This is a genomic window from Serpentinimonas sp. SMBJO2 (assembly GCF_056341105.1).
Genome location: NZ_CP150628.1, coordinates 1,787,009 through 1,803,883 on the forward strand (window position 1 = coordinate 1,787,009; position 16,875 = coordinate 1,803,883).

Sequence of the window (16,875 nt, forward strand, 5' to 3'; positions counted from 1 at the left end):
CACGCGCTGCGCGGCGTGTTTCAAACACTGCACTAGTGATGATGTGCGCCATAACACAAACCGAAGCGCTGGGCCAATAAAGCCGCACGCTTCACGCTTCGTTGGCCTCTTGTCTTCTGGGCACTTCATTCATATTCGGGGCAGAGCCGCCCAGCGCCGCCAGACGCTGCGCCGCCTGAATGCGCACAAATGTCATCACGGCCTCACGAAACAGATCGGACTTGTCCATGCCGGGGTCAGCCACTTCCAAGGCGCGCTGGTACAAGGCATCGTCGATGGTGATGGTGGTTCGCATGGCGGTTTTTGTCATCAAATTCGATGCAATCTTACATCGGTTTTGATTCTACCCGTTGGCATGCGCGCAGAGCCGCGCACCTCGTCGCCAGCATGTTATGTGCTCAATGCGCCACTCCGTCGCGCTTGAGCACCTTGAGTGCCGTGAGCCATAGGATCTTGATGTCAAAAGCCAGCGATTGGCGCTGGGCGTATTCGGCGTCGTAGCGCACCTTGATGGGGATGGGCAGTTCGTCGCGGCCGTTTACTTGGGCCCAGCCGGTCAGGCCGGGGCGCAGGTGGTGCACGCCGGCTTGGGTGCGCAGCGCGATCAGGTCGTTCTGGTTGAATAGCGCCGGGCGCGGCCCGACAAAGCTCATGTCGCCCTTGAGGATGCTCCAGAGCTGGGGCAGTTCGTCGAGGCTGCTGCGGCGCAACAAGGGGCCGATGGGTGTGAGCCAGCGCTGCGGGTCGGTGAGCAGGTGCGTGGCCACGGCCGGGGTGTCGGTGCGCATGCTGCGAAACTTGGGCATGTAAAAGTTGCGGTTGTTGCGCCCTACGCGCTCGCTCCAGTACAGGGCCGGCCCGGGCGAAGTCAGGCGCACGGCTAGGGCCACCAACGCCAGCGGCAGCAGCAGCACCAAGGCGGCCAGCACAGCCAGCGCCAAATCAAAACCGCGCTTCATTCAGCAGCCCCCATGCCGGCCGCTGCGCGCCGCAAGCCTTCATCCACCGAAACCGGCGGGCGCCAGCCCAGAGTGGTACAGGTGTGGGCAATGTCGAGCTGCAAATTGCCCAGCAGGCGACGCGCCTTTTCGCGCTGGCCCAGCACGGCCGCTGCCGCCATCAGGCCCCAGGTGGGCACGGGCCACAAGCGCGCCGGGCGGCCCAAGGCCACGCCCATGCGCTGCAGCAGTTCGGCGGTGGACAGGTCGTGGCCGTCGCTCACCATAAAGGTCTGGTTGGCCGCAGCCGGGTGCTCTAGGCAGGTGCAGAGCAAATCTACCAAATTGTCGAGGCCCACAAAACTGCGCCGGTTGCTGTGCGCCAGCCCCAGGGGCAAGGGCCAGCCGCGCTGCACCGCGCGCATCAGGGCGGCAAAGTTGGCCTTCACGCCCGGCCCATAGACCAAGGGCGGGCGCACGATCACCAGCTCTAGGCCACTGGCAGCCGCCAGCGCGCGCAAGCCCTGCTCGGCCTCGTGCTTGGACAGGGCATAGGCGTCTTCGGGTTGGGGCACGTCATCGTGGCGAAAGGCGCGTCCGGCTGCGGTGTGCTCGCCGTTGACCTTGGCCGTGCTCACAAACACAAAGCGCCGCACCCCCGCCGCCACGGCCTGCTGCGCCAGGTGCAGGGTGCCAGCCGTGTTGGCTGCGCGAAAGGCGGCCAGCGGATCGGGCGCCGTGTCGTGCATGATGTGCACCCGCGCCGCCAAGTGCACCACGGCGCTGCACCCGCGCAACAAGCCAGACCAATCTTGGCTGGTGTGCAGCTGCGCCACCCCGGCCAGTGCGCCGCCCGCCATGCGGTGCTCGTGCCGCGCGCTGCCCGATACCGCAAACCCAGCATCGTGCAAACGGCGCTCGAGCGCTTGGCCCACAAAGCCGGATACGCCGGTGATCAAAACGCCTGTGCGGGTGCTGGTGGTGTTGGGGGTGCTGGAGTTGGGTGGGTTTGATGTCATGTGGAGGATTGGGCCGCCGGCCGGTTTGTGCTCAAAGCTGCGGCTCATCAACCGCGCGTAAGGCCATACACCAGCAGCCCCAGCCACTCGTGCAAAGCCGTTTGCCAGCGCAGCAGGCTACGGGCCAATGAATACTCGGTGAGCGGCGTGCTGGTGCCCGTGCGAAAGTCCACCGGATAGGGTGTCACGCGGCAGCCCTGCGCCTGAAACTCGGCCATGGCGCGCGGCATGTGCCAAGCCGATGTAAGCAGCAGCCAAGGCTGCTGGCAGCGCGGCCCCAGCAGCTGTGCCACCTTGATGGCGTTTTCGCGCGTGTTGCGGGCGCCGCCTTCAAGCTGCACGCGGCGCATGTCCAGCCCGTGCTGCGCAAAAAATGCGCCTGCCAGTTCGGCCTCGGTCGTGCCCGTGGGCAGCAGCCGCCCTTCGCCACCCGAAAATACCAGCTCCAGCGTAGGGTGCTGGCGCATCAAATACAGCGGCGCCGTCATGCGCTCGGCTGCATCGCCTAGGGGCACTTGACCGTGGGCAGCAAAACTGCTTGGGTGCCCGGTGGCCCCACCCAGCACAATCACACCCACATGCTGCCCCACGGTGTGCGCGGGCGGCGCAGCGTAGCGGTTCTCGAGGGGGCGCAACAACGCATCGGGCAGCGCCATGAACCCCAGCAAACCCAGCACCACCAAACCCGCCCAGAGCATAGACATGCCCAACACACGGCGGCGCCACAGCACCAGCAAGGCCAGCACCCACCACAGCGCCAACCAAAACATGGGCTGGGTGATGGCGGATAGAAGCTTGGAGGCGAGAAACACGATTTACGAAAAAACCCGCTAAAAGTTCAAATGCTATTTGCGTCCAAATCCATCACCCATGCCTTTTCCTGATGGCTATGGCCTCCTGCAAAAAGCCTTCCAAGCGATCCATGAGTTGGGTGCGTCCAAATTCTAACTGCGCATATCGCCGTCCGTTCAACCCTAGTTGCTTGCGCTCACCGGATGACAAGGCCGCCAAAGTGAGAACTGCTTTGGCTAAACCAGCGCTATCGCCAGCTGGGCAGGTTAGGCCAGCTCGGGCTTCATGGATGATGGCCGCACCTTCTCCGTCAAGCATTCCAAGCAATGGTATACCAGCCATAAGGGATGATTGCACTTTGCCGGGTATCGTAATGCTGAAAACCGGGTCGCGCTTCAAAGAAACAAGAAGAGCATCGGCGTGTGCATAAAACGAAGGCATACGCTCCATTGGGTAGCGCCCAAGGAGCAGCACCTTGCCTTGCAAGCCGCGTTTCAGCACCTCTGACTGCAGCCACTGGAACTTGCGGCCATCGCCAACTATGGCCCATCTTATAGCATCGTTATTCCTTAACAATTCAGCCGCCTCCAACACGGCTGGCATATCTTGCGCCTCTCCGACGTTACCGGCAAACATCACAGTAAAGCCATTTACGTGCTTTGACAACTCTATGGCAGGTTCAACGTGTTCATAGGAGAATATGTCTTCTGCCCAGCTTGGAAAATATCGAATTTTGTCCTTGTTGCTACAGTAGTTTGCAATACTTTCCAAAAACCCACGCGACTGGCCAAGCACCAAGGTGCAGTGGTTATAAATATATCGCACCAAATGCCCAACCCAACCCAGCACGCGAGCCGAGCGCACTATGCCTACGGCAGCCAAAGTTTCTGGCCATAGGTCGAGCGCCCAAAAAACAACTGGCGCTTTTTTAATTTTGCCCAACCATACAGCAGGCAGGCCCACTGTTACCGGGGAAGGTTCGTAAACAAAAATCACGTCAAATCGCAGCTTTTTTAACTTCGATCCCCCAAAAATTATGCCAGACAGGACAAAGCTTAAGTAATTCAAAAAAAGTCGAACGCTTCCATTGCCACGCGGCAGCACCGGTATGCGTACTACACTTGCACCCTCGTACTGCATAAAAGCGTTTGGGTTTTTACGATACGCATCAAACACCCTGCCCTCTGGATAGTTGGGTAAGCCAGTGAGTACCGTCACTGTATGTCCACGCTCTACCCATTCTTTTATCAGATCATTGATCCGAAAATTCTCAGGCCAAAAATACTGGCTGACCACAAGTATCCTCAAAGCAGCCTGCCTCAGTACTTCTTCCAAACCACCCGATTTATGTAATCGGTGTAGCTGTGAATAATGCGCAGCACCTTGTCGCTCACGTTGGGCATGCTGTAGTCCGCCACTAGGCGCAAGCTGCGCTCTTCACCGCGCGGCTGGGTGGCCAGAATGGCCAAGCCTTGACGAACGCGCTCTACCTCTAGGCCCACCATCATCACGGCGGCTTCTTCCATGCCTTCTGGGCGCTCGTGGGCCTCGCGCAGGTTCAGCGCTGGAAAGTTGAGGATCGACGATTCTTCGTTGATGGTTCCGCTGTCAGACAGCACCGCTTTGGCCTGCATTTGCAGGTTCACATAATCCAAAAACCCCAAGGGCTTGAGCAAGCGCACCAACGGGTGAAATTGTGAACCGGTTGCGTCTATCCGCTTCTGGGTGCGGGGGTGGGTCGATACCACCACCGGCAAGCCATGGTCGTCGGCCAGCGCATTCAGCACAGCCACCAGCTTGGTAAACGCTTGGTCCGATTCGATGTTTTCTTCGCGGTGCGCGCTCACCACAAAATACTGCTCGGGCTGCAGACCCAACCGGCTTAATGCATCGGATGCCTTGATCTGCGGCAGATAGTGGTGCAGCACCTCGTACATCGGGCTGCCGATCTTGATGACTTGATCGGGCGGCAGGCCCTCGCGCAGCAGGTAATCGCGCGCGATGGTGCTGTAGGTGAGGTTGATGTCGGCCGTGTGGTCGACGATGCGGCGGTTGGTCTCCTCCGGCACACGCAGATCGAAGCAGCGGTTGCCCGCTTCCATGTGGAAAATAGGCACTTTGCGCCGTTTGGCCGGAATGACTGACAGGCAGCTGTTGGTGTCGCCCAGCACCAGCATGGCTTCGGGCTGCACCTGCGCCAGCACGCCATCCACGGCCGTGATCAAGTTGCCAATGGTGTTGGCCGCGCCTGTGCTGCCTTGCGCGCTGCTCAAAAAATAATCGGGCTTGCGCACGCCCAGATCGTCAAAAAATACCTGGTTGAGCTCGTAATCGTAGTTCTGGCCCGTGTGCACCAGCACGTGCTCGCAATGCACATCCAGCGCCGCCAGCACGCGCGAGAGGCGGATGATCTCGGGCCGCGTGCCCACCACCGACATGACTTTGAGTTTCTTCACTGCTTATACCTTGCTGGCAACGGTGTCCGGCTTGAGTCGGTCAAAGTTTTCATTGGCCCAGAGCATGACGATCATCTCGTCTGGGCCCACGTTGGTGATGTCATGCGCCCAGCCAGGAATGGTATCCACCACCTGAGGCTTGTCGCCCCGGGTGTGCAGCACCACCAGCTCGCCGGTGATCAGGTGCCGGAACTTAAACAACGCCTCACCCTTGATGACCAGAAACTTCTCGGTCTTGGTGTGGTGGTAATGCCCGCCACGAGTGATGCCGGGGTGGGCTGTGAAATAGCTAAATTGGCCACTGTCGGCGGTTTTAAGCACTTCCACAAACACACCGCGGGGGTCTGCATGTTGGGGCACTTCGTAGGCAAACTTCTCGGGTGGCAAATAGCTCACATAAGTCGCGTACAGCGCCCGCACAAAGCCCGTGCCCACGCGCTCGGTTTGCAAGCTGGTGCGGCAGTCGTTAAAAGCGCGAATTTGCGCCGCCAAGTCGCCCAGCGTCACCGCATATTCGGGCTGCACCACGCCCTGCGACAAACCCGCTGCCGGTGCTTCAAGTGCAGCCATGAACGCCGCTACCACATCGTCCACATACACCAGCCGCACGATGGCAGCAGGGTCGTTAACTTGAATGGGTAGGCCGCGCGCCAAGTTGTGGCAAAAGGTGGCCACCACCGAGTTGTAATTGGGCCTGCACCACTTGCCGAACACCCCGGGTAGGCGAAATACCGTGCACGGGTTGCCAGTGGCATCGGCCAGCGCCGCTACTGCCTGCTCGGCTGCCAGTTTGCTGCGGCCATAGGGGTTGTCGCGCTCTGCCTGCGCGGATGACGCCAGCAGCAAAGGCACGCGCACACCGGTGGTGTGCACCTTTTGGGCAATCGCTTCACACAGCGCCACCGTGAGGCCGGTGTTTACCGCTTCAAATGCGCCTTCATCCAGTGGGCGGTTCTCACCGGCCAGGTGCACCACCGCATCGGCCTGTGCCACCAAAGCGGGTAAAGCGGCTGGCGGGTCGCCGCGCACAAAGGTGCTCACGGCAACACCGGGCAACTCGCCCAGCCGCACCACGAGGTTTTTGCCTATAAAGCCTTGTGCGCCGGTGACGAGCACGCGGCGGGTGGTCGTGTTCATGCCATCATTCCTCGGGCTCAACCAGCTCACCGCGCACAGTGGCCTGCATAAAACGCAGCTTCATCAAGAGCGCCTGCATGCCAGCCACATCCAAGCGCGTGGTGTTGTGCGAGTTGTACTCCACCGCTTCTGATACCTTTACATCGCCCTGCTCAACAAACTTGCCATAGTTGAGGTCGCGCAAGTCGGGCGGCACCCGAAAGTACCCCCCCAAATCTTCAGCCGAGACCATCTCTTCGCGGCTTAGCAGCACCTCGTACAGCTTTTCACCGTGGCGGGTGCCAATCACGTTGATGGGGTGGTTGGGTACGCCCAGCAGACCCGTAAGCGCCTGCGCCAGCACCTCGATGGTGGCTGCTGGTGCCTTTTGCACAAAAATCTCGCCCGGCTGCCCGTGCTCAAATGCAAACAGCACCAAGTCCACCGCGTCGTCCAGCGTCATCATGAAGCGCGTCATGGCCGGATCGGTGAGGGTGAGGGCTTGGCCGGCCCGGATCTGGTGGGTGAACAGCGGAATCACCGAACCGCGCGAGCACATCACGTTGCCATAGCGGGTGACATTGATCACGGTACCGTTGCTGCTGCGCGACTTGGCCACGACCACCTTTTCCATCATGGCCTTGCTGATGCCCATAGCGTTGATGGGGTACACCGCTTTGTCGGTGCTCAGCACCACCACGCGCTTGACGCCGCAGTTGATGGCGGCCTCAAGCACATTCTCGGTGCCCAGCACATTGGTTTTGACGGCCTCGAGCGGGTGAAACTCGCAAGATGGAACCTGCTTGAGCGCCGCTGCATGGTAAATGTAGTCCACACCACGGACCGCATTTAACACCGACTGGTAATCACGCACATCCCCAATGTAAAACTTGAGCTTGGGGTTGTTGTACTTTTTGCGCAAGTCATCCTGTTTTTTTTCATCGCGGCTCAGGATGCGGATTTCATGCAAATCCGAATCTATGAAACGGCGCAGGACGGCGTTACCGAAGGAGCCGGTGCCGCCGGAAATCAGCAAGGTGGCGCCGTCGAAAGGGGTTGGATGGCTCACAGGGAAAGACTCTTGATGATTGTTCGGACTGCGCTACGGCATGCTGGGCCGTTGACGCAAACATAGGAAACGCGATGTTAACCGCCCAACGGAGCACCAAGAACAGCCTCGAACATGCGCCGGTTCGACTGGCGTGCGTCCTCGTCATGGAGGATCGACGCCGCCTTCGCGCGGCAGGCCGCGGCCACGGTGGCCCGCTTGTCCTCGGGCCAGGCCGCCACCTGGTCGATCACCTCGGCGAATCGCTGCGGAGACTCGAGGGGCAGGTCCCACCCAACCCCCTTCTGTTGTTCAAGCCCGCGCCACGGCGTCTGATCGCTGATGAGCACGGGCAGCCCAGCCGCCCAGGCCTCCACGATCACGTGGCCGAAGTTCTCGCCGCGGGTGGGAAGCAGGAACAGGTCGTGTGCCGACAGGGTCTCGACTACCGCAGCAGCAGGAACCGGCCCGCACCATCGCACTTCGGCGTTTGCGGGAAGACCGGCCGCCAGTTCACGGCAATACCGGACGTAGGCGGCATCTTCCTCCGGGCCAAACACCGAAAAGACAAGCGGAGCGCTCACATGCGCCAGGGCACGGAGGGCAAAGTCGAGGTTCTTCATCGGCGATATCCGCGAGAGAAACACCACCGACAGCCGGAAACTTGACTCCTGACCGCTGGTTTCAATGGTTGTGCTCGCCGTTGGCCCGACCAGGTCCTGCGCCACAAAGCTGTTGCGCGCGCCAAAGCTGGCACCAGCTTCGGAGACATCGAACACCGCACGGAGATCATCCAGCTCCAGCGTCGTTGACAGGTGCCAGTAGCACTTCTTGTACAGGCCCAGCAGATGCGCCATCCCTAGATAGGGTCGCTTCTTCCATGCCTTGATCGCCAGCGCCCCCGGTGAAAACTCGCCGCGAGGCGCAATCAGAATTCGCTTCCGACGAAGCAACCCCGCGTAAGCGCTTGCGACCGGCAACAACGACATCTTCGGGCTGAAAAAGCTGTTCAGATACAGCAGGTCGTAGCTCAATCCCCGCAGCAACCGAACCAGATTCCAGGGACGGAGCGTCCGCGGCGACGCGTAATAGACCAAGGCTTGACCAACGCGCGTCCACTGATCGGAAACCACCTCCGGATAAGGAACATCAGAACCGAGATCTCGATCAGGGCAAACAATCCGCCAAGAAAACTCAGTGCACAAGGAATCCACCATAGCGCTAACCGACCTAATCGGCCCGCCTGCGCGATAGCCAGGAGTGTATGCATCCATCATGACCAAAACTTGATTCATTGAATAAAAAATCTCGCTCTAGCCCAATACACTTGGCCGATTGTGCCCTGACGGAAGTCCACGCCTCGAAGACAGGAAAAAGCATGCCATCAAAATTCCAACCGGGACCGCATGAGCGGGGCTCAACTCAGGGGACCTCCCAAGGTAAGCGAAAATCCACGACACATGAGAGGCCAAACAACCAGCCACCAACGGGTTGCTTGAAATTCCATATCGAAAAGCAAATATAAACGGGAGCGAGAAGTATATCACTATGCACACCACCCCGACCAACCCCGCATCGTGAGCGACTGAAATAAACAAATTCAGAAAGGGCACAATAAAATCACTACCCAAAGCAGACGCAAAGAGCAGCGGCCCCGTACCCAAGCCATAACCCATAAAAGTCAGCGGCACCTGCTCTAAATAATCGTAGACATATGCTCTATTTGTCGCACCAACCCCACCCGCGATCATTTCGACAAAGCGAGGCGCAAGTGTGCCAAGCACATCAATTTCAAGGGCACTATTTACGACCAAAACAATGGCCAGCATAAGAAGGAATAAACCCGCAATGCTTGCAAGCAGTCTAAGGCCCTTCTGTAAAATCAAAAGCGTTAGCAGCCCTGAAGCCAAACAAATAGCCCCTAAAAGACTGCCAGTTAGCGTGATTGCAACTAAAGCAAGGAAAACTATGAGCCACCAATAAAGAGTCCGAATATAACTGGCCATTACTGGCAGCAAGAATACCACCATAGCAGCCAACCATTCGGCAAGGTGACTAGGCTCTCTAAAAGTTCCCAGCGCTCTGTGGAACGCATATGTGAAATGAACGCCTTCCGACAAAAAATCTTGACCGCCAGTCCCCATCCGATTTCGCGGCGGTTCCCAAAAACCAGCTATCTGCGCCGCGTAAATGTATAGCGCCGAGATTGAGACAAAAGCCAACAAACCCGCGTGGACGCGAATAACTTGCTCCAAGGCACCTCGTCTAACCATCCAGTAGGATGTTGTCACGACGGCAATAAATACAATGACGAACAGGAATCGAAGTATTAGGTAGACTGGGTATGGCGTGGTTGTGCGCGCCGGCATAGCGGGCGGCTCATTAGTCGCGAGATAAAGCGACAGCGCCAACAAAGACCAAAACAAATACAGGAAAAGCAGCGAGGTTCCACGAGGAACTGTTAATCTACCCGTCGACAAAAGCGGAACAATCGCTGCAACTATATAGATTATGGCAGAAAACCAAGTTAGCGGAATGGAGAATAGCGAGTAGGCCTCGAGAACAGTCAGAAAGGCACCCAAAGAGAATAAAAACAAAGTGACGCCGAGAACCCTCGGTGGTGCAGCACTGTTCAAGCCTGTCGAATAAACAAGACCACCTGCTCTACTCATTTAAACCCCAATGATTATAAGCAATGTCTTGTCATGACAAGCTTGCTCGCTGCCTGTAAAGCATCCGCCTAGCAGGCCGTTGAAAATCCACCAACCCAAAGCACTAGCCTCGTGGAATTTCCAGCAGCGCACGCTTCCTATCCGGCCACGATGCCGTTTTGTGCATCATTTGCGCCATTTTGCATCATATTTTGCCCATTTTGGACGCACTTGTGCCTTGAATCACGCATGACGCGCATCCCACCAGCCGCCCATGCTGCCCATACGAACCAGGTTGTACGCAGCAAAGCACATCAGCGCCTGCCCGGCCAGCTTGGCGTGACTCTTGAGTTTGGTCTTGGCCAGACCGCCCACGGTCTTGATCCAGCCAAAGGCCTCCTCGATTCGCTTGCGCACCTTCAGGCTGGTTTTGTAGGTGGCGTGGCGCGTGGTGCGCCCGTCGATGGCCGATTGCTTGGCCTTGGCCGCCACATGCGGCGTGACCTTCAAGCGCCGACAAGCCTGGACGAAGTCCTTGCTGTCATAGCCCTTGTCCGCGCCGAGCGTGGCCCGTTGGTTCTTCTTGTGTCTGCGCTTGAGCATCCTGAGCGCCGCTTCGCGCTCTGCGGTGCCCGTGGCATGGGTGATCTCGACATCCACCACCAGTCCGTGGCGGTTGTCCATCAGGATGTGGCCCATGTGCGCCAGGCGCGCCTTGTCGCCGTCGCCCTTCCTGTACAGGCGCGCATCGGCGTCGGTGCTGCTGACGTGGGTGGCGTTGCTGCGCGCCTGGCCTTTGAAGTCGACCTCGGCGTTGCGCCCCGAGGGCGGTGCTGGATCGTCGTGGTCTGGATCGCTGGGCTTGTCGCTGTCTTTGCGCTTGAAGCTCTTGTGCGAGGCCCAGGCCTCAATCAGGGTGCCGTCAACGCTGAAGTGCTCGTCGCCGATGAGCTGCGCCCAAGCCGCCGTGTGGCGCACGCGCTCGAAGAAGACGCGCGCCAGCTCTTCGTTGAACAGCCGCTCGCGGTTGGCGCTGAAGGTGGAGTGATCCCAGACCTTGTCTTCCAGACCCAGGCCCACGAACCAGCGATACAGCAAGTTGTAGTCGATGGCCTCAACCAGTTGACGCTCGCTGCGGATGGTAAAGAGGATTTGCAGCAGCAAGGCTTTGAGCAGCATCTCGGGCGGCACCGAGGGGCGGCCGTTGCGGCTGTAGACGGCATCGAACTCAGCGCTCATGCTCGCCAGCAGGGCATCGACCAGAGCGCGCAGTTTGCGCAGCGGGTGGCGCGCCGGTACCCGCTCTTCGAGGCTGACGTAGCTGAACATGGCACCTTGGAAGCTCTGCGCACCTCTCATCGGAAATCTCCTACAACTGCACTTTACCCTGATGCATATGATATCACATGTTGGGCGGGTGTGGGAGGGTTTTTCAACGGCCTGCTAAACATCGCGGCTCCAATCATCCGCCAAAATGATTTCTCTGTCGCCAACGTTGGATTCAACCTGACCGCATCAAACCAAAGCCTGACGGCTCGCCACCGCCTCCCAGATGAATAATGGCGCTTTCCTGCGACTAGGCTAGCCTTGGCCAGAGCGCAGCGCTTGTCAGCGTTGTCAAACGAATATACAGAGCTTTCAACCACCTTCAGAATCTCCTCACAACGCCCATAGTCAATTGGCCGAAATGAGGCGGACTCAAGATGTACTCTAGAGCTCGCCAGAACACTTGGAACCTTTAAGAAATCACCCACCCGTGAGACTCTTGTCCAAAACTCGAAATCTGGCACTTGCCTTAAATCCACCCTCCAACCACCGACTTGATCAAGTACTGATCGCAAGAAAATGGTACCTGGGCCAGGCTGACAAATGAGGTCCTGCCGCAATCGCCTCGAGTCATAACTTTCCGCAATAACTTCGCGCATCATCGCGCCATTAGCATCAATGAGTCGGAAATCTCCGTATGCAACAACCGCAGACGACTGGCCTTCAAGCGCGTCAACTAAGCGAGAAATTGCAACATTGTCGAGAAGATCATCTGAGCTCAGATATCCGACGTATTTTCCTTTGCACAATGACCACCCTTCATTCAATGTCGCAGCCTGACCTTTGTTTTCTCTCGATATGGCCCGCAACCTTCCAGAAAACTCAGCAATGACACCCGCCGTGTTATCGGTCGACCCGTCGTCGATAACAATATACTCAATTGATGGGTAGTCTTGAGAGAGAACGCTTAGAATTGTCTCCCTGAGAAAGGCGCCCTGATTGTATGCTGGCGTTACCATGGAGACCAAAGGACGGTTAGACACGCTTACCTCTCAAAGGAAAAAGAAGGCTCATTTCCAGTTAGGGACACTCTGAAAAACTCAGGAACAGGCTCGGTACAGACATGATTCTTTTCACCAGCTGAGATTTCGAGCGATTTAAGCCAGCTTGATTCCAAGCCTAGCCTTGGCAAAGCACTGTTTTTATCTTTTCTGCGCCATTTATCCAGTTTTTGGACGCACTCATGCCTGCGCACCCATCAGCTTGTGTCGCGCCATCCACAGATTGGAGAGCGCAAACAGCGTCTTGATCTGCAAGGTGTTCTTCATCAAGCCCCGGTAGCGCACCTGCTTGAAGCCAAACTGGCACTTGATGACCCGAAACGGATGCGTCAGAGACGTTGCCCGAGGTGCCGCACACCGTGTGCACCAGACCCGAGTCAGCATCGACGGCGGTGCCGGCTTTGAGCAACAAGCCGCGTTGCTCGAGCAGTTCGTTGACGCTGGCCAAGATGCGCTCGGCCAGCTTGTGCTTCTCCAGCCGGTGACGCTGACTTGGGGTTTTGCCAAAGCGCAGAATGGTGCTCTCATCGGGCAGTCGGCCAAAGGGGCTCAACTGGGCAAACTCGCGGTACAGCGGTGTGTCAAAGAAGGCCTCTTGCATGGCCGGATCGGACAGGTTGAACCACTGCTGCATGAAGTGCACGCGCAGCATGGTCTCAAGGGCAAAGGGTGGCCGGCCGTTGCGCCCGTCGCTGTAGTAGGGGGCGATGAGCTCAACCAAGGCAGCCCAAGGCACCACGGTTTCCATCTGCTGCAAAAAAACCTGTTTGCGGGTCTTGCGTGTACACAGGCTCAGATCAAGCGGGCTTTGTTTCATGATGCTGAAGTGTGCCACCGCAGGCTTACAGCTTGAATACGGTTGGGGGTAGTTATGCAGGGTTTCCCTAAACGACAATACTTGTGGAAAATTTAGTAACCGCGAGCGTCACCCCACCGCTCTCCACCCGCCACACCGCATCCATGGCCCGCAGGGGCCGCAGGCGGTGGGTGATGAGAATGATGGTCAGTTCGGGGCCGAGCGCCTCGATGGCCTCCAGCACCGCGTCTTCGGTGGCGTCGTCGAGCGCGCTGGTGGCTTCGTCGAACACCAGCACGTCGGCCAGCTTGTAGAGTGCGCGGGCGATCGCCAGCCGCTGGCGCTGCCCGCCCGAGAGGCGCACGCCGCGCTCACCGACCATGGTCTGGTAGCCCTGCGGCCAGCCTTCGATGGTGTGTGCTATCTGGGCGCGCTGGGCGGCAAGGCGCACGCGCTCAGGGTCTATTTGGGCTGCGGGCACCCCAAACGCGATGTTGGCGGCCACGCTGGCATCGGCCAGGAACATGGCTTGGGGCACGTGCGCCACCCGGGCTTGCCAAGCGCGGCGGTTGGCTTCGGTTATCGGGCAGCCGTCAATGCTCAGTTGCCCTTCGGTGGGGGGCAGCAAGCCCATGAGGATGTCCATGAGCGTGCTTTTGCCGCTGCCGGTGGTGCCCACGATGCCGATGCGCGCTCCTTTGGCAATGCCCATGTTTACGCCGCGCAGCACTTGCGGGCCACTGGCATGGTAGGCAAAGCCGAGGTTTCGCAGCTCGATAGCATTATCAAACGGCAGTGCTGCGGGCTCTGTGCTGCCTACAGCGGGCTCGGCGGGCATGGGCTGCTCGACCAGGTTGAGCACATCGGCGAGGTAGCCGTGGTTGCTGCTGAGGTTGCTCCAAGCGGCGTATATGTTTTGAGCCAGCGGCAGCATGCGCTGCGCTGCCAGGGCCAACGCGCCCAGAACCGGCACCACTTGCCCCAAGCCGCCAGGGCCCTGGGCCATGAGCAAGGCCACGCTGGCGATGAGCACCATGCCCAGCGCCTCGATCATAAAGCGCGGGGTGATGGCAAAGACCACGCTGCGCACTTGGGCGCGGCGCATAATCAGATCAGCTTGCTCGAAGCGGGCGCAAAAGGTGGCGTGGGTAGAATCGAGCGTGATGTCGCGTATGCCGCCTAGGCCCTCTTGCAGCGCCTGTACGCGCTGGGTGGCGGCTGCGGCGGCGCGCTGGCCGTCGCGCCGCAGGCGGGCTTGGGTCAGGGCATAAATCAAACCGTAAATACTGCCTAGGCCCAAGATCATGCTGATGGCCACCCAAGGCTGAAACACCAGCACGACCGCGCACACCACGAGCACGATGAAGACTGCTGCAAAGCCGTTGGCTGTGGGGATAAGCACAAAATTGATGACGCGCTCGACCTTGAGCACGATGCCATCGACCACCTCGCTGCTGTTGCGCTGGATGTGGATGGTGTAGGGCTGGTGCAGGGTACGGCGAAAGATGCCGGCCACCAAGTCGTGGCCTATAGACAGAGCCAGCTTGGTGCTGGCCCACTGCACGCCGATGCGAACCAGGCCAGCCAGCACGGCTGCGCAGCCAAAGAGCACGGTGAGCGGCAGCAGCAGGTCTTGCGGCTGCTGCAAGCCCAGCGCGGCGATGAAGGGCTGCATGAAGGGCAGCACAAACAGGGCTTCGGGCGCAGTGAGCGCGGCCAAAAACGGAATGAGCGCGCCGATAGACACCAGCTCGGCAGCCGATGCCACCACCGTGAGGCCTAGCAGCGCCACGCTCTGCCCTTTGCGCCGCGCCGACATGCTGCGCCATAGGCGGCGCAACTGCGGCAGCGCAGCCAGCAGCCCGGGCTCGGGGGTGGCGCTGGGGCTGGGGGTGGCGCCGAGGGCAGCGCTGGGATTGGCGGGGGGCATTGAGGGGTGGGCCAGAAAAGCGTTTGGCCACGCTACCGCCGTGCCGTGTCACGTTCGGCGGGCGCGTTTAGGGGGTGTATAGAGCCGGCCCTAGTGTGGCCTAGCGGGCTGCTGCACGGGGCAGCAGCGTTATGGCCTGAGTATACACAAGCCTTTGGGGGGAGGTGCCGCCTTCAGGCTTGACAAACACAACAGAACTGTTAAGATTCGGCCTGTGAACTCGAAACAGATGAAGAAGTGGCTGGAACAACAGGGAGCGACTTTTGCGCAAGGCAAGGGTTCGCACCTTAAGGTGTTCCTAAACGGTAAGCAGTCTGCCCTTCCCATGCACGGCACCCAAGAGTTGGGCAAGGGGCTGGAAGCTGCCATTAAGCGCCAACTTGGCTTGAAGGCTTGAAATAAGGAAAAAATGTTTGACTACCCTGTGACCCTCACACCGGACGATAACGGCACTGTGCTTGTAACGTTTGCGGATGTACCGGAAGCGATCACCTTTGGTGCGGATGAGGATGAAGCGCTGCTGAACGCGATTGACGCGCTGGAAACCGGCCTCTCCTTCTACGTTGACGCACGCAAGCCCCTGCCTGCTGCCAGCAAACCAGAACAAGGGCAAAAAACTGTCTGCCCTTGCGCACTCGAATGCGCAAAGCTCGGGGTGTATCAGGCCATGACTGAGCAGGGTGTAAAAAAATCAGAACTTGCCCGCCGCCTAGGTTGGCATATGCCGCAAGTGGATCGGCTGCTTGACCTTCGCCATGCCTCTAGGCTTGAGCAAATTGAAGCCGCTGCCAATGCGCTCGGCAAGCACGTGCACGTGCACATCGCCTGACCCGCAGAAAAGCAGCGGGGGGATGGGTCATTTCGGCCAAGCTATGCACCAAAAGGCGCTGGAAGCCAACTTCGACTCTAGCCGTGACTCTAGCCGCGACTCTAGCCGTGGAGAGACGATTTCGATAGCTTCTGTGGCTTGCGCCCTTGCAGTTCGGCGTCGTGTATGGGGCTTTGCCGCTGGTTGATCATGTCCACCTTGGCGGGAACGATGCGCAACGCCACCACTTCGTGGCGATGGGCCAGCAGCACGGCCATGGACAGGCCTACGAAGCCGGTTCCGGCGATGGCGCGTTTCATAGGGCGAGGGTTTAGTTGTGCTCGTTTTTGCTGAGCTGGGCCGACAGTTGGTTGGCCTGATGGGCCAAGTCCTCCAGATTCATGGCTGGCAGACCAGTTTGGCGCCACTGTGTGTAGTCGAACCTGTCACGCGAGACGGCAGCCAGAAAGCGCTCGGCTTCGACCAAGCCCAGCGCCCCAATGAGGGCCTGCATACCAGTCATGCGAATCTCGGCTTCAGTTTTCATACCAGTTCTCCAATATGGCTAGCGCATCGGCTGGACGGTGTGCGTTGAGTGCAGGTACAGCCTTGAGGCAGCGTTTCAGCAGGCGGTCGTCGGTGGTAACGAACAGGTCGGCTTGGGCAGCCATGGCAGAGGCTACGTGCAGCGCATCGTACTGACCAATGCCAAGAGCCCCAAGCCGCTGAGCTTGGGCAACGACTGGATCTGTGGCCAAGATGTGCGCCTGAGCAAGGCGTCGCCACTGAAAAATGGCCTGCTTGTGCTCAGGAAAAGGGTTTTTGCTGCATTCAAAGTCGAGTATGGCTGACCATACCAGTTTGCAACGACCGCTGTGTATGCTTTCTTGAATGAGGATCTTGGCCTCGGTTTCGAGTCGAATGCGCGGCTGCGTTTGGTCGTCATAGGGCCGATTGAAGCAGCACATGTCGAGGTAAACAGACTTCATGGGTA

18 protein-coding genes and 1 pseudogene are annotated in these 16,875 nt (G+C 58.9%); 2 read left to right on the top strand and 17 right to left on the bottom strand.

The features are described from left to right. Positions 1-91: 91 nt before the first annotated feature. The 14 genes and pseudogenes from AAAZ40_RS08240 to AAAZ40_RS08305 form a co-directional block, all read right to left on the bottom strand. Positions 92-295 (bottom strand): type II toxin-antitoxin system VapB family antitoxin, encoded by a 204-nt coding sequence (locus AAAZ40_RS08240; RefSeq protein WP_476659912.1) that lies wholly within the window; start codon positions 293-295, stop codon positions 92-94. A gap of 103 nt (positions 296-398) precedes the next feature. Next, positions 399-959, bottom strand: a complete 561-nt coding sequence (locus AAAZ40_RS08245; RefSeq protein ID WP_476659913.1) for a sugar transferase — start codon at positions 957-959, stop codon at positions 399-401. After that, entirely contained in the window at positions 956-1,957 is a 1,002-nt protein-coding gene (locus AAAZ40_RS08250) for a UDP-glucose 4-epimerase family protein (protein WP_476659914.1), read from the bottom strand. Before AAAZ40_RS08250 ends, AAAZ40_RS08245 begins: the two co-directional genes overlap by 4 nt. A gap of 47 nt (positions 1,958-2,004) precedes the next feature. Then, entirely contained in the window at positions 2,005-2,769 is a 765-nt protein-coding gene (locus AAAZ40_RS08255; RefSeq protein WP_476659915.1) for a YdcF family protein, read from the bottom strand. Between the two features lie 52 nt (positions 2,770-2,821). Beyond that, positions 2,822-4,084, bottom strand: a complete 1,263-nt coding sequence (locus tag AAAZ40_RS08260; RefSeq protein WP_476659916.1) for a glycosyltransferase family 4 protein — start codon at positions 4,082-4,084, stop codon at positions 2,822-2,824. After that, the gene (gene wecB, locus AAAZ40_RS08265; protein WP_476659917.1) at positions 4,069-5,205 is read right to left on the bottom strand and encodes a non-hydrolyzing UDP-N-acetylglucosamine 2-epimerase; all 1,137 of its coding nucleotides are present in this window, start codon (positions 5,203-5,205) and stop codon (positions 4,069-4,071) included. Before wecB ends, AAAZ40_RS08260 begins: the two co-directional genes overlap by 16 nt. 3 nt (positions 5,206-5,208) lie before the next feature. Beyond that, a complete protein-coding gene (gene wbjC, locus AAAZ40_RS08270) occupies positions 5,209-6,372 on the bottom strand; it encodes a UDP-2-acetamido-2,6-beta-L-arabino-hexul-4-ose reductase (protein WP_476659918.1) in 1,164 nt (387 codons plus the stop codon). Further along, positions 6,347-7,357, bottom strand: coding sequence for a polysaccharide biosynthesis protein (locus tag AAAZ40_RS08275; protein ID WP_476659919.1), 1,011 nt, complete (start codon positions 7,355-7,357; stop codon positions 6,347-6,349). The genes wbjC and AAAZ40_RS08275 overlap by 26 nt, the downstream gene beginning before the upstream one ends. Positions 7,358-7,467: 110 nt before the next feature. Further along, on the bottom strand, positions 7,468-8,403 hold the full coding sequence (locus AAAZ40_RS08280) for a glycosyltransferase (RefSeq protein ID WP_476659920.1): 936 nt from the start codon (positions 8,401-8,403) through the stop codon (positions 7,468-7,470). 279 nt (positions 8,404-8,682) lie between these two features. Then, complete coding sequence (locus tag AAAZ40_RS08285) at positions 8,683-10,005, bottom strand: O-antigen ligase family protein (protein ID WP_476659921.1); 1,323 nt, start codon at positions 10,003-10,005, stop codon at positions 8,683-8,685. Positions 10,006-10,263: 258 nt separating this feature from the next. Continuing rightward, positions 10,264-11,379 (bottom strand): IS5 family transposase, encoded by a 1,116-nt coding sequence (locus AAAZ40_RS08290; RefSeq protein WP_476659922.1) that lies wholly within the window; start codon positions 11,377-11,379, stop codon positions 10,264-10,266. A gap of 23 nt (positions 11,380-11,402) precedes the next feature. Then, entirely contained in the window at positions 11,403-12,329 is a 927-nt protein-coding gene (locus AAAZ40_RS08295; RefSeq protein ID WP_476659923.1) for a glycosyltransferase, read from the bottom strand. 198 nt (positions 12,330-12,527) lie between these two features. Then, a pseudogene (locus tag AAAZ40_RS08300) lies at positions 12,528-13,164 on the bottom strand (transposase). A gap of 67 nt (positions 13,165-13,231) precedes the next feature. Beyond that, entirely contained in the window at positions 13,232-15,073 is a 1,842-nt protein-coding gene (locus tag AAAZ40_RS08305; RefSeq protein ID WP_476659924.1) for an ABC transporter ATP-binding protein, read from the bottom strand. Positions 15,074-15,287: 214 nt separating this feature from the next. Between AAAZ40_RS08305 and AAAZ40_RS08310 the strand changes: the two genes are divergently transcribed. Both AAAZ40_RS08310 and AAAZ40_RS08315 read left to right on the top strand, forming a co-directional pair. Then, the gene (locus AAAZ40_RS08310; RefSeq protein WP_476659925.1) at positions 15,288-15,470 is read left to right on the top strand and encodes a type II toxin-antitoxin system HicA family toxin; all 183 of its coding nucleotides are present in this window, start codon (positions 15,288-15,290) and stop codon (positions 15,468-15,470) included. A gap of 12 nt (positions 15,471-15,482) precedes the next feature. Next, positions 15,483-15,902 (top strand): type II toxin-antitoxin system HicB family antitoxin, encoded by a 420-nt coding sequence (locus AAAZ40_RS08315; RefSeq protein WP_476659926.1) that lies wholly within the window; start codon positions 15,483-15,485, stop codon positions 15,900-15,902. A 101-nt stretch (positions 15,903-16,003) separates the two neighbouring features. On the opposite strand, the gene AAAZ40_RS08320 is transcribed toward AAAZ40_RS08315, so the two are convergent. Genes AAAZ40_RS08320 through AAAZ40_RS08330 form a run of 3 tightly spaced genes read right to left on the bottom strand, consistent with a single transcriptional unit; the run spans position 16,004 to position 16,870 of the window. After that, positions 16,004-16,201, bottom strand: coding sequence for a hypothetical protein (locus AAAZ40_RS08320; protein ID WP_476659927.1), 198 nt, complete (start codon positions 16,199-16,201; stop codon positions 16,004-16,006). Positions 16,202-16,212: 11 nt separating this feature from the next. Then, positions 16,213-16,428 carry a hypothetical protein gene (locus tag AAAZ40_RS08325; RefSeq protein ID WP_476659928.1) on the bottom strand — a complete coding sequence of 72 codons (216 nt, stop codon included), beginning with the start codon at positions 16,426-16,428 and terminating at the stop codon, positions 16,213-16,215. Then, positions 16,418-16,870, bottom strand: coding sequence for a PIN domain-containing protein (locus tag AAAZ40_RS08330; protein WP_476659929.1), 453 nt, complete (start codon positions 16,868-16,870; stop codon positions 16,418-16,420). The genes AAAZ40_RS08325 and AAAZ40_RS08330 overlap by 11 nt, the downstream gene beginning before the upstream one ends. Between the last annotated feature and the right edge of the window lie 5 nt (positions 16,871-16,875).